Annotated in this window: 37 protein-coding genes; all 37 read left to right on the forward strand. The window is 61.6% G+C overall.

From position 1 onward, the window contains the following. Window positions 1-127: 127 nt before the first annotated feature. The gene (locus M5G11_RS02460; RefSeq protein WP_273911444.1) at window positions 128-790 is read left to right on the forward strand and encodes a Rha family transcriptional regulator; all 663 of its coding nucleotides are present in this window, start codon (window positions 128-130) and stop codon (window positions 788-790) included. Further along, window positions 790-1,542: a DnaT-like ssDNA-binding domain-containing protein gene (locus M5G11_RS02465; protein ID WP_273911407.1), complete on the forward strand. Its 753-nt coding sequence runs from the start codon at window positions 790-792 to the stop codon at window positions 1,540-1,542. Before M5G11_RS02460 ends, M5G11_RS02465 begins: the two co-directional genes overlap by 1 nt. Next, window positions 1,539-2,225, forward strand: a complete 687-nt coding sequence (locus M5G11_RS02470) for a replication protein P (protein ID WP_273911408.1) — start codon at window positions 1,539-1,541, stop codon at window positions 2,223-2,225. The genes M5G11_RS02465 and M5G11_RS02470 overlap by 4 nt, the downstream gene beginning before the upstream one ends. After that, a complete protein-coding gene (locus tag M5G11_RS02475; protein WP_273911409.1) occupies window positions 2,222-2,425 on the forward strand; it encodes a hypothetical protein in 204 nt (67 codons plus the stop codon). The genes M5G11_RS02470 and M5G11_RS02475 overlap by 4 nt, the downstream gene beginning before the upstream one ends. Next, window positions 2,422-2,718 (forward strand): DUF1364 domain-containing protein, encoded by a 297-nt coding sequence (locus tag M5G11_RS02480; RefSeq protein WP_273911410.1) that lies wholly within the window; start codon window positions 2,422-2,424, stop codon window positions 2,716-2,718. The genes M5G11_RS02475 and M5G11_RS02480 overlap by 4 nt, the downstream gene beginning before the upstream one ends. After that, window positions 2,715-2,882 (forward strand): hypothetical protein, encoded by a 168-nt coding sequence (locus tag M5G11_RS02485; protein ID WP_273911411.1) that lies wholly within the window; start codon window positions 2,715-2,717, stop codon window positions 2,880-2,882. Before M5G11_RS02480 ends, M5G11_RS02485 begins: the two co-directional genes overlap by 4 nt. Then, window positions 2,879-3,310, forward strand: a complete 432-nt coding sequence (locus M5G11_RS02490; RefSeq protein ID WP_273911412.1) for a VRR-NUC domain-containing protein — start codon at window positions 2,879-2,881, stop codon at window positions 3,308-3,310. Before M5G11_RS02485 ends, M5G11_RS02490 begins: the two co-directional genes overlap by 4 nt. Further along, window positions 3,307-4,605 carry a tyrosine-type recombinase/integrase gene (locus M5G11_RS02495; RefSeq protein ID WP_273911413.1) on the forward strand — a complete coding sequence of 433 codons (1,299 nt, stop codon included), beginning with the start codon at window positions 3,307-3,309 and terminating at the stop codon, window positions 4,603-4,605. The genes M5G11_RS02490 and M5G11_RS02495 overlap by 4 nt, the downstream gene beginning before the upstream one ends. After that, window positions 4,602-4,883 (forward strand): phiTE_015 family protein, encoded by a 282-nt coding sequence (locus tag M5G11_RS02500; protein WP_273911414.1) that lies wholly within the window; start codon window positions 4,602-4,604, stop codon window positions 4,881-4,883. The genes M5G11_RS02495 and M5G11_RS02500 overlap by 4 nt, the downstream gene beginning before the upstream one ends. Next, window positions 4,880-5,197 carry a hypothetical protein gene (locus M5G11_RS02505; RefSeq protein WP_273911445.1) on the forward strand — a complete coding sequence of 106 codons (318 nt, stop codon included), beginning with the start codon at window positions 4,880-4,882 and terminating at the stop codon, window positions 5,195-5,197. The genes M5G11_RS02500 and M5G11_RS02505 overlap by 4 nt, the downstream gene beginning before the upstream one ends. A gap of 10 nt (window positions 5,198-5,207) precedes the next feature. Further along, window positions 5,208-5,549, forward strand: coding sequence for an antiterminator Q family protein (locus tag M5G11_RS02510; protein ID WP_273911415.1), 342 nt, complete (start codon window positions 5,208-5,210; stop codon window positions 5,547-5,549). Between the two features lie 130 nt (window positions 5,550-5,679). Continuing rightward, window positions 5,680-6,054: a putative holin gene (locus M5G11_RS02515; RefSeq protein ID WP_273911416.1), complete on the forward strand. Its 375-nt coding sequence runs from the start codon at window positions 5,680-5,682 to the stop codon at window positions 6,052-6,054. After that, window positions 6,055-6,336, forward strand: coding sequence for a phage holin family protein (locus M5G11_RS02520; protein WP_098090904.1), 282 nt, complete (start codon window positions 6,055-6,057; stop codon window positions 6,334-6,336). Further along, entirely contained in the window at window positions 6,336-6,581 is a 246-nt protein-coding gene (locus M5G11_RS02525) for a hypothetical protein (protein ID WP_273911417.1), read from the forward strand. Before M5G11_RS02520 ends, M5G11_RS02525 begins: the two co-directional genes overlap by 1 nt. Window positions 6,582-6,712: 131 nt before the next feature. Then, entirely contained in the window at window positions 6,713-6,925 is a 213-nt protein-coding gene (locus tag M5G11_RS02530; RefSeq protein ID WP_273911418.1) for a hypothetical protein, read from the forward strand. Then, window positions 6,922-7,110, forward strand: a complete 189-nt coding sequence (locus tag M5G11_RS02535) for a hypothetical protein (protein ID WP_273911419.1) — start codon at window positions 6,922-6,924, stop codon at window positions 7,108-7,110. Before M5G11_RS02530 ends, M5G11_RS02535 begins: the two co-directional genes overlap by 4 nt. Continuing rightward, on the forward strand, window positions 7,110-7,448 hold the full coding sequence (locus M5G11_RS02540; RefSeq protein ID WP_273911420.1) for an HNH endonuclease: 339 nt from the start codon (window positions 7,110-7,112) through the stop codon (window positions 7,446-7,448). The genes M5G11_RS02535 and M5G11_RS02540 overlap by 1 nt, the downstream gene beginning before the upstream one ends. 149 nt (window positions 7,449-7,597) lie before the next feature. Then, entirely contained in the window at window positions 7,598-8,071 is a 474-nt protein-coding gene (locus M5G11_RS02545; protein ID WP_273911421.1) for a terminase small subunit, read from the forward strand. Beyond that, a complete protein-coding gene (locus M5G11_RS02550; protein WP_273911422.1) occupies window positions 8,068-9,765 on the forward strand; it encodes a terminase large subunit in 1,698 nt (565 codons plus the stop codon). Before M5G11_RS02545 ends, M5G11_RS02550 begins: the two co-directional genes overlap by 4 nt. Next, window positions 9,765-11,162, forward strand: coding sequence for a phage portal protein (locus M5G11_RS02555; RefSeq protein ID WP_273911423.1), 1,398 nt, complete (start codon window positions 9,765-9,767; stop codon window positions 11,160-11,162). Before M5G11_RS02550 ends, M5G11_RS02555 begins: the two co-directional genes overlap by 1 nt. A 13-nt stretch (window positions 11,163-11,175) precedes the next feature. Further along, window positions 11,176-12,051 (forward strand): head maturation protease, ClpP-related, encoded by an 876-nt coding sequence (locus M5G11_RS02560; protein WP_273911424.1) that lies wholly within the window; start codon window positions 11,176-11,178, stop codon window positions 12,049-12,051. A 15-nt stretch (window positions 12,052-12,066) separates the two neighbouring features. Next, entirely contained in the window at window positions 12,067-13,281 is a 1,215-nt protein-coding gene (locus M5G11_RS02565) for a phage major capsid protein (protein ID WP_273911425.1), read from the forward strand. 43 nt (window positions 13,282-13,324) lie between these two features. After that, window positions 13,325-13,588 carry a DUF7210 family protein gene (locus M5G11_RS02570; RefSeq protein WP_273911426.1) on the forward strand — a complete coding sequence of 88 codons (264 nt, stop codon included), beginning with the start codon at window positions 13,325-13,327 and terminating at the stop codon, window positions 13,586-13,588. Between the two features lie 3 nt (window positions 13,589-13,591). Then, on the forward strand, window positions 13,592-14,050 hold the full coding sequence (locus M5G11_RS02575; protein ID WP_273911427.1) for a phage gp6-like head-tail connector protein: 459 nt from the start codon (window positions 13,592-13,594) through the stop codon (window positions 14,048-14,050). Next, window positions 14,050-14,391, forward strand: coding sequence for a phage head closure protein (locus tag M5G11_RS02580; protein WP_273911428.1), 342 nt, complete (start codon window positions 14,050-14,052; stop codon window positions 14,389-14,391). The genes M5G11_RS02575 and M5G11_RS02580 overlap by 1 nt, the downstream gene beginning before the upstream one ends. Next, window positions 14,384-14,857 (forward strand): HK97-gp10 family putative phage morphogenesis protein, encoded by a 474-nt coding sequence (locus tag M5G11_RS02585; RefSeq protein ID WP_273911429.1) that lies wholly within the window; start codon window positions 14,384-14,386, stop codon window positions 14,855-14,857. The genes M5G11_RS02580 and M5G11_RS02585 overlap by 8 nt, the downstream gene beginning before the upstream one ends. After that, the gene (locus M5G11_RS02590) at window positions 14,857-15,225 is read left to right on the forward strand and encodes a DUF3168 domain-containing protein (protein WP_273911430.1); all 369 of its coding nucleotides are present in this window, start codon (window positions 14,857-14,859) and stop codon (window positions 15,223-15,225) included. Before M5G11_RS02585 ends, M5G11_RS02590 begins: the two co-directional genes overlap by 1 nt. 65 nt (window positions 15,226-15,290) lie before the next feature. After that, entirely contained in the window at window positions 15,291-15,791 is a 501-nt protein-coding gene (locus M5G11_RS02595) for a phage tail tube protein (protein ID WP_273911431.1), read from the forward strand. Next, window positions 15,788-16,171, forward strand: a complete 384-nt coding sequence (locus tag M5G11_RS02600) for a phage tail assembly chaperone family protein, TAC (protein ID WP_273911432.1) — start codon at window positions 15,788-15,790, stop codon at window positions 16,169-16,171. The genes M5G11_RS02595 and M5G11_RS02600 overlap by 4 nt, the downstream gene beginning before the upstream one ends. Further along, window positions 16,141-16,410 carry a phage tail assembly protein T gene (locus M5G11_RS02605; protein WP_273911446.1) on the forward strand — a complete coding sequence of 90 codons (270 nt, stop codon included), beginning with the start codon at window positions 16,141-16,143 and terminating at the stop codon, window positions 16,408-16,410. The genes M5G11_RS02600 and M5G11_RS02605 overlap by 31 nt, the downstream gene beginning before the upstream one ends. Before the next feature lie 36 nt (window positions 16,411-16,446). Further along, window positions 16,447-16,758 carry a hypothetical protein gene (locus M5G11_RS02610; protein ID WP_273911433.1) on the forward strand — a complete coding sequence of 104 codons (312 nt, stop codon included), beginning with the start codon at window positions 16,447-16,449 and terminating at the stop codon, window positions 16,756-16,758. 58 nt (window positions 16,759-16,816) lie between these two features. Beyond that, the gene (locus tag M5G11_RS02615) at window positions 16,817-20,497 is read left to right on the forward strand and encodes a tape measure protein (protein ID WP_273911434.1); all 3,681 of its coding nucleotides are present in this window, start codon (window positions 16,817-16,819) and stop codon (window positions 20,495-20,497) included. Then, the gene (locus M5G11_RS02620; RefSeq protein WP_273911435.1) at window positions 20,497-20,844 is read left to right on the forward strand and encodes a phage tail protein; all 348 of its coding nucleotides are present in this window, start codon (window positions 20,497-20,499) and stop codon (window positions 20,842-20,844) included. The genes M5G11_RS02615 and M5G11_RS02620 overlap by 1 nt, the downstream gene beginning before the upstream one ends. Window positions 20,845-20,881: 37 nt before the next feature. After that, a complete protein-coding gene (locus tag M5G11_RS02625) occupies window positions 20,882-21,583 on the forward strand; it encodes a phage minor tail protein L (RefSeq protein ID WP_273911436.1) in 702 nt (233 codons plus the stop codon). A 3-nt stretch (window positions 21,584-21,586) separates the two neighbouring features. After that, the gene (locus M5G11_RS02630; RefSeq protein WP_273911437.1) at window positions 21,587-22,369 is read left to right on the forward strand and encodes a C40 family peptidase; all 783 of its coding nucleotides are present in this window, start codon (window positions 21,587-21,589) and stop codon (window positions 22,367-22,369) included. Next, entirely contained in the window at window positions 22,366-22,950 is a 585-nt protein-coding gene (locus tag M5G11_RS02635) for a tail assembly protein (RefSeq protein WP_273911438.1), read from the forward strand. Before M5G11_RS02630 ends, M5G11_RS02635 begins: the two co-directional genes overlap by 4 nt. A gap of 54 nt (window positions 22,951-23,004) precedes the next feature. Continuing rightward, on the forward strand, window positions 23,005-25,241 hold a 2,237-nt coding region (locus M5G11_RS02640; RefSeq protein WP_273911439.1), incomplete at its 3' end, for a TipJ family phage tail tip protein.

The raw sequence follows: 25,241 nt of genomic DNA on the forward strand, positions 1-25,241 counted from the left end.
CCGGTGGCTAGACCGGCTTCTTCACAACTCAAAACGAGGTGCGATTATGCACACCGCATTCGATACAGGCAACACCCACCCTCCCGCGTCAGGTTTCGCAGTAGCGCCAAATCTGTCGCGTCAGGTCATGTCGTCCCGAGAGATCGCTGAGCTCACCGGCAAGGCCCACGACAATGTGCTGCGGGATGCCCGCACCTTGGTCAAGCAGGGTGTCCTCAAATCTGAGGAGACCCCATACACCCACCCGCAGAACGGTCAGGCCTACCCGGAGTTCTTGCTCAGTCAGCGCGACACCCTGGTGCTGGTCTCCGGCTACAACGCTCAGCTGCGCGCCAAGATCATCGATCGCTGGCAGGAGCTGGAGGGCAGGGTGGTTGGCCAGTTCCAAATCCCGACCACCTTCGCTGAGGCACTTCGCGTTGCTGCTGACCAGGCCGAGCAGAATTTGCAATTGCAAAAAGTGGTCGAGCAGCAGGCGCCGAAGGTCGCGGCCATCAAGCGCCTGGCTGCTGCTGGTGGCGCGATCTGTATCACCGACGCCGCCAAGCACCTGCAGTTGTCGCCATCCAAGCTGTTCGACTGGCTGGAGCAGCATCGCTGGATCTTCCGTCGCAAGGGTTCTCGCCGCTGGATCGCTTACCAGCCGCGCATCACAGCCGGCCTGATGAAGCACAAGGTGACCGGGCTGAAGCCTGATGCCGAAACCGGCGCAGAGCGCGCCGCCTTTGATGTGCTTGTGACGCCGAAGGGCATTGCCCGCCTGGCTGAGCTTCTGCTGGAGGGCGTGTAATGGCTGGCGATTGGATCAAGTTTGAGCTGACCACCCTGGACAAGCCCGAGGTCTGCCAGATTGCAGACTTGGCCGACATCGATCTCGACGCGGTGATTGGCAAGCTGATGCGCGTATGGGGCTGGTTCGATCAGCAAACCGAAAAAGGTAACGCTCCAAGCGTTAGTAAAAAGTTACTGGATCGCTTAGTCGGCGTTATCGGCTTCTGCGAACACATGAAGTCGGTCGGCTGGATGGTTGAAGCCGAGGGCGTTATCACCCTGCCTCACTTCGAGCGTCACAACGGCAAGACCGCCAAAAACAGGCTTCTTACGGCAAAACGTGTGGCAAGCCACAAGGCCGCTAACGCAAAAGGTAACGCTGCCATCGTTAGCGATGCGTTACCTAAAGAAGATGTAGAGAAGAATAAAGACCCTCTCTCTGCGCACGAGCCTGTCGACCCTCGCATGCCCAGCGAAATGACCCTTACCTGGGTGCCGGATGCCAAGCTGCTGAAGACCTATTCCGTGCACAGCGGTGTCGCGCTGGCCCTGTTCACCGAGGAAGTGCGCCGCGCTTTCACTGCCCACTACGAGGCTCGTGGGCAAGTGAACACCCAGGCCGAGTGGGTGCAGATGCTGGTCAAGTGGGTGATCACCGATAAGGCCCGGGCTGCCGCTGCCTCCAATGTCACGCAGTTCAGGCCCAAGAGCGCCCTCGTCGACGACTTCGATGCCGATGATGATCAGTGGGTGCCGGAGGTGAAATTGTGAAGAGCGTATCCGTGATTGCTCAGGGACTGTGGTCCGATACCAGGTCTGGCGAATTTATCCCGGCTGCCACCCGAGAGCAGCAGCCTCGCGACAGTGAAGACCGCAGCACGTTGGTCGTGGCGATCAATGATCTGTTCAAGGAGCTTCGCTCGATTCGGTCTGCATGGCGTCAGGCCTGGCCGGACAAGGAGACCTACCGGGCGGCGAAGCGGCAGTGGTACCAGGCGTTTCTCGAAGAGGGTATTTGCAGTCAGGGCCAAGTGGCGTTCGGCATGGCGCAGGCCCGCAAGCAGCCCGGCGACTTCATCCCCAGCCCAGGCCAGTTTATCGAGTGGTGCAAGCCGTCACCTGAAATGCTCGGACTTCCTCCTCTGGCCAAGGCTTACCGCGAGGCCTGCCGGAATGCTCACCCGGGCATGGCGGGGCAAGGCAATTGGTCGCATGACGCCGTCTGGCATGCCGCCAAGGAGTGCGGCTTTGAGAGTCTGAACCGCCTGGCCGCCGATCTGAGCTTGAAGCTGTTCGAGCGGAACTATGCCATTGCGATCCGCCGCATTCTTACCGGCCAGCCCCTGCAGGCTATGCCTTTGGCGCTCACGCAGCAGGTTCCATTGCGCTCCACTCCTGAAGTTGCACGCGAAGCCTTGGCCGCGCTGCGAGCATCGCGAGGCGCCCGGCCATGACCGACCCGAAAATGATTAAGCCTGAGCTCACCGAGTACCACTGGGCGCTGTATGCCTGCGGCCACCTGCTTGACCTCACCTCCGAAGCACATCCACCCGTAGGCCTGTATCGCGACGAGGAGTCGGCGAATCTGCATGGCCTGCGGATGTGGCCCACCACCTTCACCGTTGTTGACCTCCACAAGGACGACCGCTCATGAAGCAATCCAAGTTGACCAAAGCCGCGCGCGGCCGGGAATGCCAGGTGCGCATTCCAGGTGTTTGCAACGGCGACCCTGAAACCACCGTGCTGGCTCATTACCGCATGGCCGGCACCTGTGGCGTCGGCATGAAACCCAACGACCTGCAGGGCGCCCATGCCTGCAGCGCCTGCCACGACGCCTGCGACGGTCGCAGCAACATCGTTGATCGCGAGACCGCGCGCCAGTGCCACGCCGAGGGTGTCATGCGCACCCAGGCCCTGCTGATCCGCGAGGGGGTGATTGCCGCATGAGCATTGAAAACGGCATCTGGCTGATCGTGCTCGGTCTCCTGTTGATCGGCGCGGTGGTAGCTCATGCGCTCGAGCAGCGCCGACGCCGCCACTACGAAGAGTTCCGCCGGCAGCATCGAGATCGAAAGGCTGAAGTTGAGCGGCAGGCGAGGAAGGCGTTATGAAGACCGTCAAGCCTGCTCTGTTCGGCACGAAGAAGCCCCGGGCCAAACCTGTTGATCGTGAAGGCCTGGAGCAGGCCTCGCTGATGCGCGAAGTAGCGTTGCGCTACCCGGCCGCCGCCAAGCTGATCTACCACGTCCCCAATGGCGGGCACCGGGTGAAAGCGGTTGCTGCCAAGCTCAAGGCCCAGGGCGTGAAGGCCGGCGTTCCTGATCTGGTGCTGCCGATGGCGCGTGGCGGGCACTTCGGCCTGTACATCGAGTTCAAGGCCAAGCCGCCATTCGATGCCGCCGTGTCCCCGAGCCAGGACGCCTACATCCAGGCGCTGCTCGATCAAGGCTACCTGGCCATCGTCTGCCGGGGCTCCATTGATGCGATGGAAGCGATCCGCGCCTACCTGCTGCAGCCGCAGACAAGGGCGGCGGCATGAGCAAGACCCGCGCTGTGAAGCTCACCGACGCCGAGATTCGCCGGCAGGCCGCTGACCCTGCCGTGCACGACCTGCGCGACCCGCGTCACCCCGGCCTGTACCTGCGTTTCGGCCAGGACCGTCAGCGCGGGTCGTGGTACCTGGTCAAGGGCAAGGCCTGGAACCAGATCGCCCGTTATCCCGAGCTGGGTGCCGCTGCGGTGCTGGCCGAACTGCCTGCGCTGCGGCAGCGCCTGCTCCGTGATCCGGACGCCGCCGTTGCCTTGGGCGGCCTCTCCTCCGTGGGCCAGTTGCTCGACTGGTACAGCGACCGTATGAGCCGCGACCGCTCGCTATCGGCCAAGCGCAAGACCGGCGCCAAGTCGGCCATTGCGTGCCACCTGAAGCCCCGGCTGGCCGATGTGCCGATTCGGGCCGTGTCGGCACCTGAGTTGGACAAGCTGCTGATGTGGCCCGCGCAGGAAGTGCTCTCTCTGTCCTACGTGCGCCAACTGTTCGGCCTGCTGGTGGTCGCGTTTCGCCAGGCCCATAAGCTGGGGCTGATCGATACCAACCCCATGGCCGCGCTGAAGTTCGTCGACTTCACCAAGGCCCGGATCATGCCCAAGCCGGCCCGACTGCGCGGCGTGCATCTGGTCGAGCTGGTACCCATGCTGGCCGGCCTGTTCGCCACCGAGCCCGGCGAGGCCATGCTTGCACTGATGATGCTGTGCCACGGCACCCGGGTGGGCGAGACCCGACTAGCGCGCTGGCCCGACATCTCGATGGCCGACAGCGAGTGGTTCATTCCGGCCGAGCACACCAAGACCCGCACTGAGCACCGGCTGCCGCTGACGAACCAGGCCAAGGCCATGCTGAGCCGGTACCGCGCTGCCCAGACCGCCCAGGGCTACGAGGGCATCTACCTGTTCCCGTCGCGGCGTGGCCGAGCACTGAGCGAGGGCCAAGCCAGCGCCGTGTTCACCCGTCTGGGCCAGAGTGAGTGGACCAGCCATGACCTGCGCAAGGTCGCCCGCACGGCCTGGACTGACCTGGGCATCGACGGCCACATCGGCGAGATGCTGCTGAATCACTCGCTGGGCAAGATCGCCTCGACCTACATCAACACCCAGGCCCGGGAGCAGCGTCTGGCCGCACTGGAGAAGTGGCACGCCTGGTTAGATGAACGCGGTTTCAACGCGGTTCACAACCTGACAGGCGCCCAATATGAAGATTCGCAAAACCCTGTGCAGCCCTTTAACGACGTGGCCTGCAAGGCAATTCCGAAAATTGTTAATAGCGAGGATTCGAAATGAAGAACAGCGACAAGATGCGCGTCCAGTTTGAGGCGGCATATGAGGCCAAAAGCTTTGAGCGGAACGGCCGTTTCGACAGGGCTGTGCTCACCCGAGGCGGTGACGACGAGTACGTCATTCCGCAGGTTCAATCTGCGTGGTGGGGCTGGCAGACCTCACTCGAATGTCTGCGCGTCACCAACCCATTCCCCGTCCAGATGGGTGACCCGGATGCGGCTTGGGCGCGAGAGGTGGCCGAGAAGTCGCTGCGGGCCCAGGGCCTGAAGGTGGTCGGCTGATGAAGAAGCACGGCCCAGCACTCAAGAAGGAAAGGATCGTCCTGACGCAGTGCAACGACTGCCGGGGCAGGGCGGTAATCAAGGGCGTGTTCTATGAGCTGCCCTGTGGCCTGTGCAATGCGTCGGGGTGGGTCACTGCGGTGACGGGCCGACCGCTGCCGCTGGAAGAACTTGTAACGCAGCTGGGCCTGCGAGTGCGCGAACTGGAGCAGCAGGTTGATCGCCAGCGCCCACCACGCACCGAAGGCCCAGCTGCGCAGTACCAATCGAACAACCGCCGCGGCGCCGGCGGAACCAACTACACCGGGGATTGAGGGGAACGACATGAGCCATTTGGAACGAAGTGCCGAGGAGATGCTGGAGCATTGGGGCAGGTGGGTTGTGCTGGGATCGGGCGTGTCGTGCTGCGCATCGAGGGAGAACACTGTTCTGGACCCAATCATCACAGACGACGAGGCGCTGTTTGTTGATCGCCTGGTTGGTCGTTTGTTGAAGCGCTATGCCGAGTGCGGCGCAGTGATCATGAAGTACTACACCTCCCGCGATACATCGCTGAGGGATGTGGGCAAGAAGCTGGGGTTTGGTGAAGAGAAAACCCGCCAACTCTGGAAGGCTGGCGTTGCCTGGGTTGATGGAGCGCTTGATGTTCGTAGAGAGGCCGCTTGACAGCCCCGGTCCCGTTCCGTATCTTTCGTGTTACTTTGCGGTAGGTGCGCGAGAGCAAGTCCACCATCACCGACAACCACCTTAGAGCCCTGGCATACGCCGGGGCTTTTGCGTTTCTGGAGCAGTGCTTATGGCCGAGCCAAGTACCGGTGCCCTCGCAGTGACCGGCGTACTTGCCAGCGTCAGCCTCGGTGCTGCATTCCCCCAGCTGGATCTCGCGGCTTTGGTCGGCGCGTTCGGTGGGGCTTTCTTCTACGTCGTGTTCGCCAAGGACATGAGCACCTGGCGCCGCATTGGCTACCTGCTCACCGGTTGGATCGGCGGCTACTTCGGGGCAGCTGAGCTAATGGGCAGGGCATGGACCCAGACCGCTGGCTTCAGCGCCTTCGTATGCGGCGTGCTCTGCGTCGTCACATTCTCTGGCTTGCTGGAGTGGATGCAGACCGGCCGCATGCCGACATGGCTGCAGTGGGTCTTCCGCCTGCGAGCCAGGAAGGAGGGTTGAATGGTTGCTGTCATCCAGGCCGCGCTGTGCGCCGTCATCTTCGTGATGATCGGTCTGCGCTACCGGCCATATCCAGATGCTCGGTACAAGCTGAGCGTATCGCTGATGGCGTGGGCAGCCTGCGCTGTCACAGGCATGCAGTGCGTCAGCCTGATCGGCCGCATGGTGCTGCATGACGATTTCGCTGATGCGTCCTGGTTCAACACTGCGTTCTATTTGCTGGCCGCCATTCTGGTGTGCCGGGCCAAGGGGAATGTAGCCAAGATTGTGAGGGTGGACTGATGAAGCTGATCTTGAAGCGTGTAGCGCCTGAGATAGAAGTTACCTGCCTGAGCGATAGCTCCTCTCGCTTTGTCCTGGGCAAGCCTGGTGGATGCTCTCCATTCGCCTTGCACGCCGAAAGTGGTGAGGTTCTGCCATGCCAGGTCAGCACCACCATGATAAGTGAGCCTGGTGAGCCAGTCCGGCTCACGGTCGTGTTCACCGTGGATGGTGACAAGCTGGTGGTTCAGGGCGATGGCCTGTAGCGGATGCGCCGCCCGGCGCGAATGGATCAACAAATGGACAAAGGTGGCATATGAGCGAGCCAAGCAAATCATTGGCGGTGGCGACGATCGTACCGGCAGTAAAGAGCAATCCAGGCAGACCCCACCCAGTAATGGGGACCAAGGTTCTGCTGAGTGATGGTAGCGAGCTGGAAGGTGTGACGAGTGTGGAGCTCAAGGCTTCGGTCGAGAGCGGTGCGTGGCATGCAGTTATCACTGTGCTGCCGCGCGAGATCCCCACCATCAGTGCCAGCGCACAGTTCGTTGAGGTGGATATCTCTGACCTCAAGAGCACTGCCCGTGAACACGCTCGGGTGGCGCCATGAGCATGCGCCAGGTGTCGCTGCTGGAGCGGATGCTGGCCGAGCAGGTGAAGCAGACCGAGCTGCTCGAGCAGATCGCAAAGAACCAGGCGGTACTGATCCAGGCCTTGGCCGATGAGCAGGACGTGGATGTTGACGATATGCCCCAGGCTTATCTGAGCGGCGCGCCCGTTCATGGCGGACGCTGATGGCCAGACTCACCTCCCTCAAGCCTCCCATGCAGGCGCAGCCATCCCGGCTTGCCTCGGTGAACTCTGACTCATGGCGATCAACCAAGGGCACGGCAGCGCAACGTGGGTATGGCTACAAATGGCAGAAGGCCCGAGTCGGCTGGCTTGAAGCTCACCCGCTGTGCGTGTACTGCCAGCGCGAAGGGCGGGTAACTGAAGGCTCAGTCGTCGACCACATCATCCCGCACAGAGGTGACATGAAGCTGTTCTGGGACAGCGGCAACTGGCAGACCCTGTGTCGGCCCTGCCATGACGTGGTGAAGGCCGCCGAGGAGGCGTCAGGCCTGATCGGTTGATGCACGTCATTGGCGTGCTGCATATGGTTGAGGCACGTCAACTCCCCGATCTTAAGGGGGAGGGTGGGTCGAGAGTTTGTGGCTTTTCGCTTCTAGACCACCCCTTCCCGCACGCGTGAATTTTTTTCCCGTTTCAGAGGTTTTTGTTAATGGCGTTAACAAACAAAAAGCGCCGTTTTGTCGAGTCTAAGGCCGCTGGTGCCTCGAACCGAGAAGCGGCGGAGGCCGCAGGTTACGCGGCCGGCAGCGCATCGGCAGCCGGGTCTAGACTCGCCAAAGACCCTGAGATTGTCGCCGCGCTGGAAAAGTTAAAGACAGTCCGAAATGTTAAACCGGAAGCATCGAGCGAGCCCCCTGAGCCCAGCCCTCTGGGTGACGAATCCGATGACCTGGCTGAGCTGCCAAGCACTGACGACCCTCTCGTTTGGTTGTTGGCGCTGATGAACGAACCCAAGGCAAAGATTTTCGACAGGCGCAACGCTGCCCAGTCGGCGCTCCCTTACTTCCACGGGAAGAAATCCGGCATGGGCAAGAAAGAACAGAAGCTCGACGATGCAGCGAAGGTCGGAGCCAGCGGCAGCCGCTTCGGGCTGCGTGAACGTCACTTGAAGGCTGTCAAATGAGAGCATGGACTACCGCCTGCCCAGATTGGGAAGACAGAATCGTCCGTGGCCAGGCACTTGTGCCGCTGGAGCCAATCTTCCCCGAACAGGCGGAGGACGCTCTCGACGTGTTCGGCAACCTTCGAATGGTCGACGCCGACGGCAGCCCGCTAATGGGGGAGACCTGCCGTAGCTGGGTGTTTGACGTGGTGGCTGCACTCTTCGGTGCATACGACGCGGAAGCCGGGCGCAGACTGATCACCAACTACTTTCTGATGGTCAGCAAGAAGAACGGTAAGTCGACAATCGCCGCGGGCATCATGCTTACCGCACTGATTCTGAACACCAGGCCTTCGGGTGAGTTCCTCATCCTTGCGCCAACAAAGGAAGCGGCCGACAACGCGTTTAAGCCGATTCGGGACATGATCGACGCGGACGAAGATCTGCAGGCCAGGTTCCATGTGCAGGAATACAGCCGGATCGTCACCGATAACCTGAACAAGGCGAACCTGAAGGTGGTAGCGGCTGACTCGGCCACCGTCACCGGCAAGAAGGCCACCGGCGTCTTCATCGACGAACTCTGGGAGTTCGGCAAACAGGCCAAGTCGGCGAAGATGCTGGTTGAGGCCACTGGCGGTCTGGCATCGCGTCCCGAGGGTTTTGTTTTCTACTGCACCACACAGTCCGACGAGCCGCCGGCTGGCGTCTTCAAAGCCAAGCTGGAATACGCGCGCAAAGTTCGAGACGGGGAGATCGAAGACCGGCGCTTCCTGCCGGTGATCTACGAATTTCCGAAAGAGATGATCAAGCGGAATGAGCATCGCGACCTTGCAAACGCTCATGTGACGAACCCCAACTGGGGGCTTTCAGTCGACCAGCAGGTCATCGAGCAGAAGTATCAAGAGGCTCAGGCAGAAGGTGAAGGTGCAGTTCGTGGTTTCTTGGCGAAGCATCTGAACGTCGAGATCGGCCTGGATCTGCGCTCTGATCGTTGGGCTGGCGCTGACTATTGGGAGCTTGCTGCCGAGACCGGTTTAGCGCTGGAGAGCCTGCTGGAGCGCTCCGAAGTGGTGACGGTGGGAATTGATGGCGGCGGCCTCGATGACTTGCTCGGCCTGACCGTGCTTGGCCGGGAACCTCTCACGCGTCGATGGCTCCACTGGTCTCACGCCTGGGCGCACAACATCGTATTTGAACGGCGGAAGGATATTGCCAGCGCGCTACGAGACTTCGAGCGGGCCGGCGACCTAAGTGTCGTTGACCGACCTGGTGACGACGTCCAGCAGGTTGCCGACATTATCTGCGACATCAGGGATCGCGGCTTGCTGCCGGAGAAGCTGGCAATCGGCGTCGATGCGGCAGGCATCGGCGATATCGTCGACGAGCTGACTACCCAAGAGCGCGGGATCGTCATGGAGCAGATCGTGGCTATCTCCCAAGGCTGGAAACTCAACGGCGCGATCAAGATGACTGAGCGCAAGGTGGCCGGTGGCGAGCTGGTCCACTGCGGCAGCGCACTGATGAACTGGTGCGTCGGCAATGCCCGGGTCGTACCTCAAGGCAATGCCATCACGATTACCAAGCAGGCCAGCGGCTCGGCAAAGATCGACCCGCTGATGTCGACGTTTGACGCTGTTTCGCTGATGGCTCTCAACCCCGAAGGCGCTGGTGATATCCAGGGCTTCTTTGATAACCCGATCATGGTAGGAATCTGATGGCCGAGAAGAAACCGGGCCGGGTGAAGGCTGCTCTGCAAAACTGGCTCGGGGTGCCCATCGGCCTGAAAGACGGCGCATTTTGGCAAGAGTGGTTCGGCAGCTCTGCATCTGGAAAACATGTATCGGTCGATAAGGCCATGCAGCTGTCCACGGTGTGGGCGTGCGTGCGATTGCTGTCCGAATCCGTTTCCACGCTCCCACTTAAGCTTTACCGGCGCCTCCCGGATGGGTCGCGCGAGGTGGCCAAAGAGCACCCACTGTACCGCTTGCTGTGCCGCATACCGAACGCCGAGATGACGCCGCAGCGCTTCATGCTGCTGGTGGTGGCGAGCATTTGCCTTCGAGGCAATGCCTTCGTAGAGAAGAAGATGATCGGTAGCCGGGTGATCGCCCTGGTGCCGCTCTTGCCTCAGTGCATGAAGGTCAAACGGCAGGACAACGGACGCCTCAAGTACACGTATAACGAGAATGGCGTTGAGCGCGACATTCCCGAGAAGAACCTGATGCACATCCGGGGGTTTGGCCTGGACGGCGTGTGCGGGATGCTCCCTGTCACCACCGGCCGCGAGATCTTCGGCTCGGCCATGGCGATCGAGGAGGCTGCGGCGAAGGTGTTCGCACAGGGCATGCAGGCGTCCGGCATTTTGAGCAGTGACGCCAAGATCACGCCACAGCAGCGCGAGCAACTTCGGACCAGCATGCAGGCGTTCATGGGATCGAAGAACGCCGGCAAAATCATGGTGGCGGAAGCAGGCTTCAAGTACCAGGGCATCACGATGAACCCTGAGGCCGCGCAGATGCTGGAGTCTCGGGCGTTCGGAATCGAGGAAATGTGCCGCTGGTTTCGTGTGCCGCCCTTCATGGTCGGTCACATGGATAAGCAATCCAGCTGGGCTGCTTCAGTTGAGGCCCAGAACCTTCACTTCCTCACCAATAGCCTGCGGCCGCTGCTCGTAAACATCGAGCAGGAGATCACCCGCTGCCTTATCGGTGAGGCTGATGCTGAAGAGTTCTTCGCCGAGTTTTCGGTGGAAGGCCTATTGCGCGCGGATAGCGCCGGCCGCGGCGCCTGGTACAACACTGCGCTACAGAACGGCTGGATGTCTCGCAATGAGGTGCGCCGTCTGGAGAACCTGCCTCCTATCCCTGGTGGCGATACTTACACGGTGCAGTCCGCGCTTGTTCCCCTGGATCAGCTCGGAAGGCCGGCCACGGGCGTCTCGCCGGCGGCGTCGGCATTCATGCTTCGTTTGGTTTCGGCGCGCAACAACGACGACCGAGAGGCCATCAACAAGGCGGTCGAGCTGGCTTCCGAGGCCCTCGAAACCGGAAACCCCGATGGGCCAATGATGGCTCACGCGCTGATATCGATGCCGCTGCTCAAAGCGGCCTGACCCGGAGCACCCCATGACACTGAAGACCCTTCCGGCAGCGCCGGAGGCCCGCCCGCGCGCGCAGGTTCATTGCGACCTCATGCCGAAGGCTTTGGAGCGCTGGAACCCTGCTATCAGGGCGGCCGCCGATGACGACGCCACCACTATCACCATGTATGACCCGATCGGCATGGATTGGTGGACCGGTGAAGGCGTCACGGCCAAGCGCATCAGCGCTGCTTTGCGCTCCATCGGAGAGCGCGACGTGACGGTGAAGATCAACAGTCCAGGTGGCGACGTGTTCGAAGGCCTGGCTATCTACAACCTGCTGCGCGAGCACAAGGGGCGAGTCACCGTCCAGGTGCTCGGGCTGGCTGCCTCCGCGGCCTCTTTCATCGCCATGGCAGCCGATGAGATCCAGATTGCGCGCGCTGGCTTTCTGATGATCCACAACGCTTGGACCTGCGCCTGCGGTGATCGGAACGACATCCGCGAGACCGCTGACTTCTTGGAGAAGATCGATGGAACGTTGGCCGACATCTACGCGGCCAGGTCCGGCGGCAAGGTCGGCGACATCCGCTCCCTGATGGATGTGGAGACGTGGATGGGCGGTACCGCCGCGATTGACGCTGGTTTCGCTGATGAATTCCTCGCCTCCGACGCGGTAAAGGAAGATGCAAAAGCAGCAGCACCTCATCAGATCGCCGCCCGGCGCCTGGACCTGGTCCTGGCACAGCAGGGAATGCCCCGCTCCGAGCGCCGCGCTCTGATTCAGAACCTCAAGGAGGGCATGCCTGGCGCTGCCCCCGCCGGTACGCCTAGCGCTGCCGAAGCATCGGCCAATGTGGCCATTCACTTTGCCGGGCTACAGACCGCGATGTCGCGGTTCTCGGCAGCAGCCATTAAGTAACCGGAGAAGATCCCCATGGCAGACAACACCGCTGACCTGTTGAAACAGGTATCCGCCGAACTGGAAAAAGCTTCCAGCGACTTCAGCAAGAAAGCCGAAAACGCCTTGGACGAGGCGAAGAAAGCGGGCGCTCTGTCCGCTGAAACCAAGGCCGCAGTCGACGAGCTGGCGGTCAAGTTCAACTCCCTGACCGAAGCCGAAAAGCAGCTCAAGGCGAAGCTCGGCGAGGTAGAACAGGAATTCGCCCGCCTGCCTTCGGCCGGCTCTCCGCAAACCCGCGACACCCTCGGCGGCACGGTCATCAAGAGCGAGGCCCTGAAGCAGTTTGCGGCAAGCGTCGAAGGCAATAAGCGCGTAAGCATTCCTGTCAGCGCTGCCCTGCTTTCGAGCGACATTCCGGCCGGTATCGTCGAGCCGCAGCGCCTGCCAGGCATCGATGTCGCACCGAAGCAGCGCCTGTTCATCCGCGACCTGATTGCCCCAGGCCGCACCACTGCACCGGCCATCTTCTGGGTGCAGCAGACCGGCTTCACCAACGCCGCCAAGGTCGTGGCGGAGGGTACCGCCAAGCCGTACTCGAACATCTCCTTCGCGCCGAAGCTGACGGGCGTGTCGACCATCGCGCACATGTTCAAAGCCTCCAAGCAGATCCTGGATGACTTCGCGCAGCTCAGTTCCACCATCGATGTCGAAATGCGCTACGGCCTCAAGTACGTCGAAGAGCAAGAGATCCTGTTCGGTGACGGGACCGGCGTGCACCTGCATGGCATCGTGCCGCAGGCCTCGGCGTTCGCTGCGGCATTCGAAGTCGAGCACCAGTCGGGTATCGATGATCTGCGCCTGGCCATGCTGCAGGCTCAACTGGCACGCCTGCCTGCATCCGGCCACGTCCTGCACTTCATGGACTGGGCGAAGATCGAGCTGACCAAGGACACGCTCGGTCGCTACATCCTGGCCAACCCGCTCGGCCTGGCGGGCCCTGTCCTGTGGGGCCTGCCTGTGGTGGCCACCGAGGCAGCCGGCTTCCAGGGCAAGTTCCTGACCGGTGCATTCCAGACCGGTGCTCAGCTGTTCGATCGCGAAGACGCCAACGTGGTGATCTCCACCGAAAATGCCGACGACTTCGAGAAGAACATGATCTCGATCCGCTGCGAAGAGCGTGCTGCCCTGGCGGTTAAGCGCCCGGAGGCGTTCATCTACGGCTCCTTCACTGCGCCGACCACCCCTTAACCCTGTATGAGGGCCGCCCCAGTGGTGGCCCGTGGAGGAACTCATGAAGCTGAAAACCCTGAAGCCTCTGTACCTGGGCGGCCAAACGCTGGTGGAGGGCACGCCTTTCGAAACCATCGAGCAGCACGGCCGCGAACTGATCCAGAAGGGATACGCTGAACCGGACACTTCCGAGGATGATGCGGTAGTAACGCTGTCGGAAGATGACGCAGCTGGTGCCGGCGTGCTGACCAGTTCTACCATGGCTGCGCCGGCGGATGGCGGTAAGCCAAAGAAAGGCAGCGCTCCTGGCAAAAAGGGTGAGTGAGCCATGTCCGTGATCGCTATCGACTTGGCCATGCACCACCTGTTGGCCGAACCTGACGACCAGGTGTTGGTCCAGGCTCAGCTCGATGCAGCGGAAGAGGCCGCGATGCAGTACCTCAACCGTCGTTTCTATGTCGACCTGATCGCCTTGAGCACAGCCAAGGCCGGCGTTGCAGGGATGCTGCTGGCTGCCCGCGACTCCAATGTTGAGGCTGTGGCCGCCGCTGAGGCCGAGCAGGATCATCCAACGCGATGTCGCCTACTTGGGCACGCTCGGCAGGTACTGGCCGATGCCTATGAGCAGGCGGACGCCATTGCCTATGGTGTCGTGATCAATCCGGCGATCCAGGCAGCGTGCCTACTGAAGCTCGGGCGATTGTTCGCTGATCGTGAGGATGACGAAGAGCTTCCAGCAGCATCCAAGGCACTGCTCAACCCGTTGCGCATCAGGATGGGTGTGTGATGCAGGCCGGCAAGCTGCGGCACCGCATCAGCATCCAGGAGAAAGTGCCTGTCCGAGATCCGGTCACTGGTGAGTTCGGTGAGCCACAGTGGGTGAACCGCTGGGACAAATGCCCGGCCAGCGTAGAGCCTTTGTCGGTTCGCGATTTCATCGCTGCCAGGGCAGGGCAGACCGAAGCCACGAAGCGCGTTGTTATCCGGTACCGCTCAGGCGTCCTGCCAACGATGCGCATCATCTACCGCAGCGAGGTGTACAGCATCGAAGGCCCGCCGCTGGAAGATCCCAACTCCGGCCTGGAGTACCTGACCATTCTGGTGTCGAAGGGGGTGAAAGATGGCTGACGAGATCAGCGCGCGCCTGCAGGGCCTGGCCCCGGTGACCCAGAAGATGCTTGGCCTCGCGCCGAAACTGCGCCGCAAGGGGTTACGCAAGGCTGCACGCCAGGCGATGAACATCGTCCGCGATGATGCGAAGTCCCGGGCCAAGGCCATCGACGATCCCGAAACAGCTGCAAAGATTTGGAAGAACATCGTCACCCAGGAGTCGGGCAAGCAAAGCAGGCGCGAAGGCGGAGTGGTGATGAAGGTCGGCATCCGCGGCGGGGCAGGGGCGAACCAGCACAGCAAGGACGCGAGCGGGAACCCTGGCGGCGACACCCGCCACTGGCGATACATCGAGTTTGGTACGAAGCACAACCCGCCGGCACCGTTCATGCGGCCGTCCTTCTCGCAGAATCTGGGCGCCGTCACCGATCGATTTGTCAGCGTCTTCTCCCAGGAGATTGACACCGCATTGAAGGAGGCCTGATGGAGCCGCCAATTTTCGCCGTCTGCTCAGCAGATCCCGGTGTCGCCGCGCTTCTTGGCGCTGGGATCGACTGCCGGCTGTTCTCGTTCGGTGAAGCCGAGGAGGGCACGCTGAAGCCTTACGCGGTCTGGGGGCTGATTACTGGCAGCCCGGAAAACTACTTGGCCGGCCGCCCCGACGCCGATGGTTTCACGCTACAGGTGGACGTTTACGCGGCCACCGGCGGGGCTGTCGCTGCTGTCACCAAGGCCCTGTGCGCCGCCATCGAGCCGCACGCCTACGTTGTCCGCTGGGGCGCTACAGACCGCGACCCGAAAACGAAAGGCCGACACCGAAGTTTCGATGTTGATCGGTGGGTAGAGCGCTGATCACCCGCACGCAACCAATGCCCGCCTAGTGCGGGCTTTTTTATGAATACACCTGGAGAAAAGCCATGTCGATGAACGCCCAGGGCGCGCAGCTCTACGCTTTGTTGCCGCCCGCAAACGGGGCTGGCCCCAAGACCGTAATGGAGGTCGAGTGCCTCACCGCATTCAACCCCGGCGGCTCGCCGGCAGATCAGATTGAAGACACCTGCCTGTCCGATACCGACCGCAAGTATAAAAAAGGCCTTCGCACGCCGGGCCAGGCCACTGCCACCATCCTCGCCGACCCTCGCAATGCCAGTCATGTGCGGATGTTCCAGCTCTCGCAGGACGACAGCGACGAGGACGTTCTTTGGGCGCTCGGCTGGTCCGATGGCAAGGACATCAAGCCGACCGTGAACACCGAGGGTGATGACTTCGAACTGCCGAATACCCGCACCTGGTGCCTGTTCGCCGGTTATGTCGCGGACTTCCCGTTCGACTTCGCAAGCAACGCCTCCGTCAGCACCGCAGCCACCATTCAGCGCTCCGGCAAGCTCAACTGGATCGTCAAGGGAACCACTCCATGAACCTGGAGCAACTGAAGAAAAAAGGTGGCGTCGTTGCTGACGCCCTGGTCGCGAAGAAGGTCGAGTGGAAGCACGTAGACGAGACCGGCAAGGAAGTCACCGACAAGTTCACCGTGCATGTTCGCCGTCACGCCTTCGGCGCTATGGAGCTCATGCATGCCGGTGGCGAGGTCGAGCGATTCAAGAACGCCCGGTACCTGTCGGCCAGCATCATGCTGGGCAAGGATGGCAGTGAAGAGCTGCCCTTTGAGGATGCGGTAAACCTCGATCCTGACCTGGGTATCCTGCTGCTCAAAGCCGTCAACGAAGTGAACAACCCCCCAGCAAAGAAATCACCCCGGCCGAAGAGATCTGGCACGAGCTCGTCCTTAACGGCGTAGGCGGCACTTCGATCGCAGAGGCCAAGGCCACACTTTCCTACGCGGAAGTTCTGGCCTGGGTCGCGTATCGGGACAAGCACGGATCGCTGAACCCGGTGCGTCGGCAAGAGCTGGCGGCGGCCATCATTGCGCTGCAGGTCAATCGTGGAGCTGGCGGCAAGGCCGAGCTGATCGATTTTATGCCGCATGCGGAACAGCCGGGGGCATCGCTGGAGCAGGCGATGAGCGAGTGGTCATGACGTGATACATTCACGGCCTTCTAACGGGAGGGAACCATGAAAAAAATCATTACGTTAATCGCCGCCTGCCTAATCGCCGCCTGTACTACTTATGGAAAGCCGGTTACAGACGCCCAGCTCGCCGCCATCAAACAGGGTGTTACAACGAAGGCCGAGCTTTTGGCTAGCTTTGGCCCGCCTTTGGCAACTGCCAGAAACTCCGACGGTACTCAAGTCATGTCTTGGGGATATGCGCACGTTGGTTTCGCTGGAAGCAGTTACAAGAATCAGGCTCTGAGCGTGATTCTCGATGCATCCGGAAAGGTTGCCAGCTACACCACAACCGATGTGGCTAACCCATACCGGTAATCAATTTGAATTAATCAAGCCCGCTTCGGCGGGCTTTTTTATGCCCGGAGGAAAGTAAATGGCGTCGCGCTCCCTTGGCACACTGACTCTCGATTTGATAGCTAGAATTGGCGGCTTTCAAGATGGGATGAACAGGGCGTCGAGATCTGTTGCAAGTACCGGGGCTGCCGCTGACGCTGCTGCATCGCGCATAAATGCCCTTCAGGGACAGTTCCTTTCGCTGTCTGCAGTCGCGTCACGTATTGCAGGCCCGCTTGCGGCTGCTTTCAGTGTAAGCGCTGTTTACAGCGCGACGGAGGCATACAGCACGCTCACGAACCGACTGAAGCTGGTGACAGATAACTCCACCGAGCTGGCAGCTGCGCAGAAGGCGGTTTTCGGCATTGCTCAGGACTCCGCGCAGCCATTAGCAGCCACTGCCGAGCTATATCAGCGCATCGCCACCAACCAGGACGCATTGAAGCTGTCCGGTGAGGGTGTTGCCGGCATCGTCGGCACTATCAGCAAGACTTTGGCCATCTCCGGGTCATCGGCAGAGAGCGCAAACGCAGCTCTCATTCAGCTTGGCCAGGCATTTGCTTCAGGTGTACTTCGTGGCGAAGAGTTGAACTCCGTGATGGAGCAGGCTCCGGCGCTTTCCCAAGCCATTGCGGCCGGTATGGGGAAAACCGTTGGTGAGTTGCGAGCGATGGGTGCCGCTGGCGAGCTCACCGCCGAGGCCGTGGTTAAAGCCCTACAGAGCCAGTCGGGCGCAGTTGACGCACTGTTTGCCAAGACCGCGACCACAATTAGGAACAGCTTCACCAAGATCAGCAACTCGCTCACGCATTTCATGGGCGAACTTGACCAGGCTACTGGGGCAAGTTCCAGGGTGTCTGCGGAGTTTGTTGGCCTCTCGAAAGCGATCGACAATAGCCTGCCAGCGGTTATGAGCTCGATAACAAAGGAATCGAACACGCTATCCCAAGTTTTGACGACGGGTCTGTTTGTTGCGCTTGGCCGGGTGGCTGGGGGGTACGCTCAGCAGGCCGGGGCAGCTCTGTATTCAGCCTCTGCCAGTAAAGCTGCCCTTGCTGCTGCAGCGGACACTGCAAAAAAGGATCTATGGGCCGCGCAGGCGAAGCAGATCGATGCCAAGGCGCTAATGGAGCGCGCGGCGCTGGAAATCAAAGCGGCAGAAGGAAAGGTCGCATCGGATCGGGCGCGTCAAGTCTCCGAGCTTGCCAACCTCAAAGCAACGCAATCTGCACTGGTTGCTGAGCGACAGCTTGAGCAGCAGCGCCTTGCCGCGCAAATCACCGATGTGGGGCGTACAAAGTCCCTCACCCGGCTGGCAGAGTTGCGGCAAGCTGAAGTTGCAATGCTAAAAAGCGTTGAAAAGGCGGAGCAGGCCCTGGCCGCAACCACGACGGCGGCATCTGCCCAGATTCGGCAAGCCTATGCAATGCGGACGGCCGCTGTTACTGCCTATGGGGAAACCACGGCAGTCGCAAACGTTCTGCAAGCTACCTCCAGGGCCGCTGACTCTGCCGCTGCATCAGCCACCGTTGCCGGCCGCGCGTTTGGCGCTTTGGCGACTGCTGGTCGCGGGTTTCTGGCTTTGATGGGTGGCCCGGTGGGGTTGTTGTTCGTTACCGGGGCTGTAGCGCTTTCGTTTGTCGACTTCAGAAGTAGTAGCGACAAAGCGAAAGAGGGGCTTGAGCAGCTTCGGGGGCCGATGGACGACGTAATCGCTCGTTTCAAGACGATGACCGAAGAGCAGAAAGCCGGCGCGCTGGTGCGTTGGGGCGAGGCTCAGGCGGATGCAGTCAAGGCGGCAAAAGAAGAGCTCGATTCACTCCAAGCTACTTTGAAAAAAGGGGTACTCGGCTCTGATTCGCTTTCATTGCCGTCTCGTATTGCTGGCTCTAGCAATGACCAGACAATTCAGAGGGCGAAGGACTATAAAGACCTGAGCGAGCAAATCCAGGAGGTCGCAAAAAACGGCGGCTCCATGATCCCGATTCTTGAGAAGGCCGGGAAAATCCCAGGCGTGTCGCCGACGCTCCTCAACGACTTGAAAAAGTCTGCTGAGGGGTGGTCAAACCAGGATCAGGCAGCGAAGGACGCTACGGCGCGCCTTGCCCAGCTGAACGCCGTGCAAGAGAAAGGCTCGGCGGCCACTTCTGCTTCAGCAGCCGCTACATCCGGACTCACTGCGGCCGGTCAGAAGTACCTGCAGACGATTCAGCAGAAGCTCGTAAAACTGCAAGACAACAACGATGCGGTCAAGGAGGCAAATCGTTTCATTTCTGAGCACAAGGATCTGTCCGAAGCGGATCGGATTGCGATCCTGTCCGCTGCGCATGCCTCAAAGGCTCAGGGCGAGGCAAACAAGGCGGCGACCAAGTCGACCCGAGAGCACGCCTCAGAAATGAAGTCGCTCAAGAAGACTTTCGCGGATGCTGAGGAAAATTATCAGCGCCAGATCGAGCTGATGAACACCTCGACTGATAAGCGCAAGAATGCAACCGAAGTCGAGAAGCTGGCCTTCGAGCTTGCGAGCGGCAAGTATGAAAATTTGAATTCGCAGCAGAAGAAATCGCTGGAAGGGTACGCGGCCGAGCTCGACGCCAAGAAGGCACTACTCAAGGCTGACCAGGACGCCAAGCGCTTAGCCGCTTTGGACTTCAACCTCAAGGAAGACAACCGTACCGCGAAGGATGGCTTTGATCAGGAGCTTGCTGGCGCTGGTCGGGGTGAGAAATACCGTGAGCGCTTCCGGGAAATGCTCAGCATCGAGCAGGACTTCAACAAGCAGCGTCGCGAGATGTACAAGGAGTACAAAGAGGCAGAGCTTGCCGGCGATCCGGACGCTGAAGCGAACTACAAGAAGGAAACCGGGCTCTTGAGTGCTGCACTGGGCACTCGGTTGTCCTTGCAGGTGGGCTACTACAGCCGGCTGGACGAGGCTCAATCCAACTGGATGGATGGCGTCAGCGATGCCTGGCAGAACTTCGTCGATTACGCTCAGGACTACTCGGCGCAGGCTGCTGATGCAACCGCCTCTGTCTTGGGTAGCGCCAGAAGCGAGCTCAGCTCGTTCATGTCCGACGTAGCTACCGGATCGAAGGATGCCGGGGATGCACTGATGGACATGGTCACCGGTTTCGCAAAATCGATGATCGGTGCTTTGGCCGACATGGCCGCCCAGTGGCTGGTCTATCAGGCAGTGCAACTGATGGTCGGCAAAGCTACGCAGTCCTCTGCCGGCATGGCCCTGGTGGCGCATGCACAGGCGGCATCGTTCCAGGCCCAGCTGGCGGCATACGCCTCGACTGCCGCAATCCCGATGACTGGCCCTGCTGCTGCGCCGGCTGCTGCTGCAACTGCGGCTATGGCTACTGCACCAATGGTTGCTGGCGTTGCATCAACAGCGCTGATGGGTATGGCCCACGACGGCATCGACAGCATTCCGCGCGAAGGTACTTGGCTGCTTGATGGCGGCGAGCGGGTGCTCAATCCCAACCAGAACCGTGATCTGACCCAGTACCTGCGTAACGCGGGTGATGCTGGCGCCGGAGCGGGAAGGGCGCAGGGCCTGACCATCAACGCCCCGATCACCGTCCAGGCCCAGCCAGGCATGAGCGACGATACCGCTCGCCGCCAGGGTGAAGCCATGGGGGAAGGCCTGAGGCAGACAATTCGCCAGGTTATGAATGAGGAGTTCAGCCAGGGCGGCTCTATGTGGAGAAAGTAATGGCAGAGACCTTCAGCTTTTGCACCCGGGTCGGTGCCTCGGGCGAGATCAAGCAACGCACCTGGGGGAACGACTTCGGTGATGGCTACACCCAGTCGGGCGGTACCGGCATCAACACCAAGTCGGAGGACTGGGATCACCAGATGACCGGGAACCTTGAGCCGGGCGATGAGCTGCGGCAGGTCCGTGACTTTCTCGATCGCCATGAGGGCTACCGGTCATTCCTCTGGGTTCCACCAGGCGGCAGCCAAGGGCGCTACAAGGTCAACGGCTACAAGCTAGACCCGAAGGGCGCCGGCCTGTTCACGCTCAGCTTCAAGATGAAGCAGGTATTCACCCCTTACTGACCCCGCCTAGTGCGGGGTTTCTTCCTTCTGAGGTCCCATGAACTTCAACACCGACATCCAAAAGCTCGAGCCGGGCAACCAGATCCGGCTGTTCGAGGTGGACGCTACACGCCTGGGCGGCAACCTGATGCGTTTCCACGGCCATGCCCAGGAAGGCGACATCATCTGGCAGGGCAACCTTTACTCGCCGCAACAGCTCGACGCCAAGGGCTTCGACATCCGTGGCGATGGCCGGCCGGCCAGTCCGACACTGCAGTTGGCCAACGAGATCGATGGCGTGCGCGGCGCGGTCACGGCGCTGTGCCTGCACCTGAAGGACCTGGCCGGCGCGAAGGTGAAGGTGATCGAGACCTTTCGGCACTTCCTGGACGCCGCCAACTTTCCCGAAGGCAACCCCGACGCCTCGAATCAGGCCCGGGAAAACCTCTGGTACATCGAGCAGAAGACCGACGAAGACCGCGAGCAGGTGACGTTCCAGCTTTCCAGCCCGCTGGACCTGGGCGGCCAGATGCTGCCCAGCCAGCAGATCACCAAGCTCTGCCGCTGGGCCTGCCGTGGGCAGTACCGGCAGGAGGCCTGCGCCTATACCGGGTCGGCCATGTTCACAAAAAAGGACGAGCCCACCGACAACCCGGCGCTCGATCGTTGCGGCGGCCGCTGGAAAAGCTGCAAGGCCCGGGGCAATACCCGGCGCTTTGGCGGCTCCATGGGCGCCAGTCTCATTGCCAGTTCGAGGTAAGCCATGCGCATCAACCAACAGTTGCAGGCCGCGATCCGTGAGCATGCCGAGCGCGAGCACCCGGCCGAGGCCTGTGGGGTGCTGATCAAAACCGACCAGGGCCGCGAGTACGTGCCGTGCCGGAACCTGGCCAGAACGCCGCGCGACCACTTCACCCTGCACCACGAGGACCTGGCCCAGGCCGAGGACCGCGGCGAACTGCTGGCGATCATCCACAGCCACCCGGACGCGGCACCCACGCCAAGCATGGCCGACCGTATCAGTTGCGAGTTGCACGAGGTGCCCTGGGGCATCGTGGGCTGGCCAGGCGGTGATATGGAGTGGTTCAAGCCCTCGGGTTACCAGGCGCCGCTGCTGGGTCGAGAGTTCGCCCATGGACTGCTCGACTGCTGGGGCGCCTGCCGCGACTGGTACGCCCGCGAAGCTGGCCTGCAGTTGCCGAACTTTGAACGCCAGGATCTGTGGTGGGAAGACCCGGACGGGGCCAGCCTCTACGAGGACAATTTTGCGGGCGCCGGCTTCTACCAGGTCGACACGCCTAAGCGCGGCGACATGCTGGTGTTCATGGTCCCGTCCCCGGGCAGGCCGTGCTACCACCCGAACCATGCTGCCATCTACCTGGGTGATGAGCCGGCGCTGATCAGCGAAGGCGCGCCGACTCTGGGCGGCAGCGGCCCATTCATCTACCACCACATGGCCGGCCGCTCTTCCTCCCGCGACATCTACGGTTGGTCAATGGCCAATCGCTGCCGGCTGGCGCTGCGCCACAAGGACTATCGCCCATGAAACGGACCATCAAGCTTTACGGGGTGCTGCGCAAGAACTTCGGCCGCGAGTACATCCTCGACGTGCACAGCGTGCGTGACGCGATCGGGGCGCTCTGCGCCATGGTGCCGGGTTTCGAGAAGTTCATCGCCACCGGGGAGGAGCGGGGTCTGGTGTTCACCGTGTTCTCGGACACGCGCAACCTGGACAACCAGGAGCTCGACCTGGTGGGCGACGACAACGGTGTTATCCGCATCGCGCCGATCATTCAGGGCAGCAAACAGGCCGGCCTGTTTCAGGTGGTACTGGGTGCGGTGCTGGTGGTGGCGGGGTTCTTCTCCGGCGGTACGACGACCGGCCCTGGCCTGGCCTTGTTGGCCGGTGGTGGCGCTCTGGCCCTGGGCGGGGTGGTGCAGATGCTGTCACCGACAGCCAAGACCGGCAGCCTCGATCGTAATGAGGACGGCAACAACCCGTCGTATGGCTTCGGCTCGGCGGTGACCACCATCGCCCAGGGCAACCCGTATCCGGTGCTGTATGGCGAGCGCGAGATCGGCGGCGCCGTCGAGTCGGGCGGCATCTACACGCAAGACCAGCTCTGACGACTGGCAATTCCTGACCCGCTTCGGCGGGTTTTTTCGTTTCTGGAGGGGCGCATGGGCGCAGCAGTGAAGCACAAGCCGCGGCGAGCAGTGAAACACTGCCGGCGGGTAGCTGGCAGCAAGGGCGGGCAGAAGAAGCAGAAGCAACCTAGTATCGCCTCCAACGGCGTGCCGTCGATCTCCACGGCACGGATTGTCTACCTGTGGAGCTGGGGCCCCATCGTTGGCCCGGTCGACGGCTTGCGCTCGATCAAGCTCGACGGCACGCCGATCATGGCTGAGGACGGCACCCTCAACTATCCCGGGGTGAAATGGCAATTTCGCTCGGGCGAACTCGATCAGGAGCGCCTGGCAGGTGTCAGCGAGTCGAGCAACGAGATTGATGTCGGCCAGGAGCTGAAGAGCACTTCCCCGTGGCTGCACTCCATCACCAATGCCATGATCGATGCTGTGCGCCTGCGTTTCAGCTGGCCGCAACTGCAGTCGCAGGACCAGGGTGGCAACATCGACGGCGTGCGCATTCAGTACGCTGTTGACATCTCAACCGACGGCGGGCCGTACCTGCAGGTGCTGGCAGCCGAAGTTAACCGCAAGAACATCACCAAATACGAGCGCTCCCACCGCATTGAGTTGCCGGCCGGTAGCCGCTGGTTTGTTCGCGCCCGGCGCCTGACTCCTGAGGCCAACAGCTCGCTGGTCCAGGATGGCATGGTGGTGGAGGCCATCGCCGAAGTCGTGGACAGCGATCAGGAATACCCGCTGACGGCCGTTGGCTGCCTCGAGTACGACGCTCAGCAGTTCGGTGGCGATATCGCCAAGGTGGCGGTGCTGATGCGCGGGCGCATCATCCGCGTGCCAATGAACTATGACCCGGCGACCCGTACCTATGCCACGGCGGGCCCCGGTACCAGCAATGGGGTTTGGGATGGCACCTTCAAAGAGGCCTACACCAACAACCCGGCGTGGATCTTTTACGACCTGGCCCTGCACCCGTACTACGGCCTTGGCGAGCGCGTCGATGCCAGCATGATCAACCGCTGGGCCCTGTACCGGATTGCCCAGTATTGCGATCAGATGGTGCCAGATGGCAAAGGCGGGCAGGAGCCGCGCTTCACCTGCAACCTGTACCTGCAGAAGCAGGCCGAGGCCTGGGCGGTACTGCAGGACCTGGCCGCGATCTTCCACGGTCTGGCCTTCTGGGACGGTAGCCAGATCGTCGTCAACGCCGACATGCCGCAGGATTCAGCCTACACCTACACCGGGGCGCAGATCCTGGGTGACGGCGCCATCAAGTACGTCGGCAGCAAATGGCGCGACCGGCATAGCCTGGCCATGGTCTCGTTCGATGACCCGGCCCAGGGCTTCGATACCGACAAGGAACCGGTGTTTGATGAGGACGCCATGGCCGAATATGGCGTGCGCGAAACCTCGGTCGAAGCCGTGGGTTGCACGTCTCGCGGCCAGGCCCAGCGTGCTGGCCAGTGGGCGCTGCTGACCGAACAGCTGCAGGTGCGCGGCGCAACCATGCGCGTCGGCCTCGATGGCTACATTCCCAAGCCGGGCAAGGTGATCTCGGTTGCGGATTCAATGCTGGCGGGTCGTGCCAACGGCGGGCGTATTGCTGCAGTTGCTGGCCGGGTCATTACCCTGGATCGCGATGCTGAGGTGCCCACGGGAGCACGCCTGCAGGTCAACCTGCCCAGCGGTAAGGCCGAGGCCCGGCAGGTGCGCTCGGTATCTGGCCGCCAGGTCACGGTGATGGCCGACTACAGCGAGGCGCCCGAGGCGGAATGCGGCTGGGCGCTGGACTATGACGATTTGAAGCTGATGCAGTTTTACGTGCGCAACGTCACGCGCCCGGAGTGGCACCAGTTCCAGCTGGAGTTGATCCAGCACGAACCGAGCAAGTTCGACGCCATCGACTACGGCACCGTGATTGATGACCGCCCGATCAGCGTACTGCCACCAGGTGTGCAAGACGCACCAGCGCGCGTGCTGATCACCAGTCACAGCGCTGTCGACCAGGGCATCGCGGTTACCACCATGACCATTGGCTGGGACGCGGCGCCCGGGGCGGTGGCTTATGACGTGGAATGGCGCTGGGGGGCCCGGGATTGGATCAAGCTGCCGCGTACCGGCGAACTGTCGGCCGACGTGCGCGGCGTGTATGCCGGCCAATATCTGGCCCGCGTGCGCGCCGTCAACGCCATGGATGTTGCATCGATGCCTACCAGTTCGATGCTGACCGATGTAGCCGGCAAGACTACTCCTCCGCCAGCAGTCACCCACCT

This window comes from Pseudomonas fontis (assembly GCF_028656955.1).
Taxonomy (GTDB): domain Bacteria; phylum Pseudomonadota; class Gammaproteobacteria; order Pseudomonadales; family Pseudomonadaceae; genus Aquipseudomonas; species Aquipseudomonas fontis.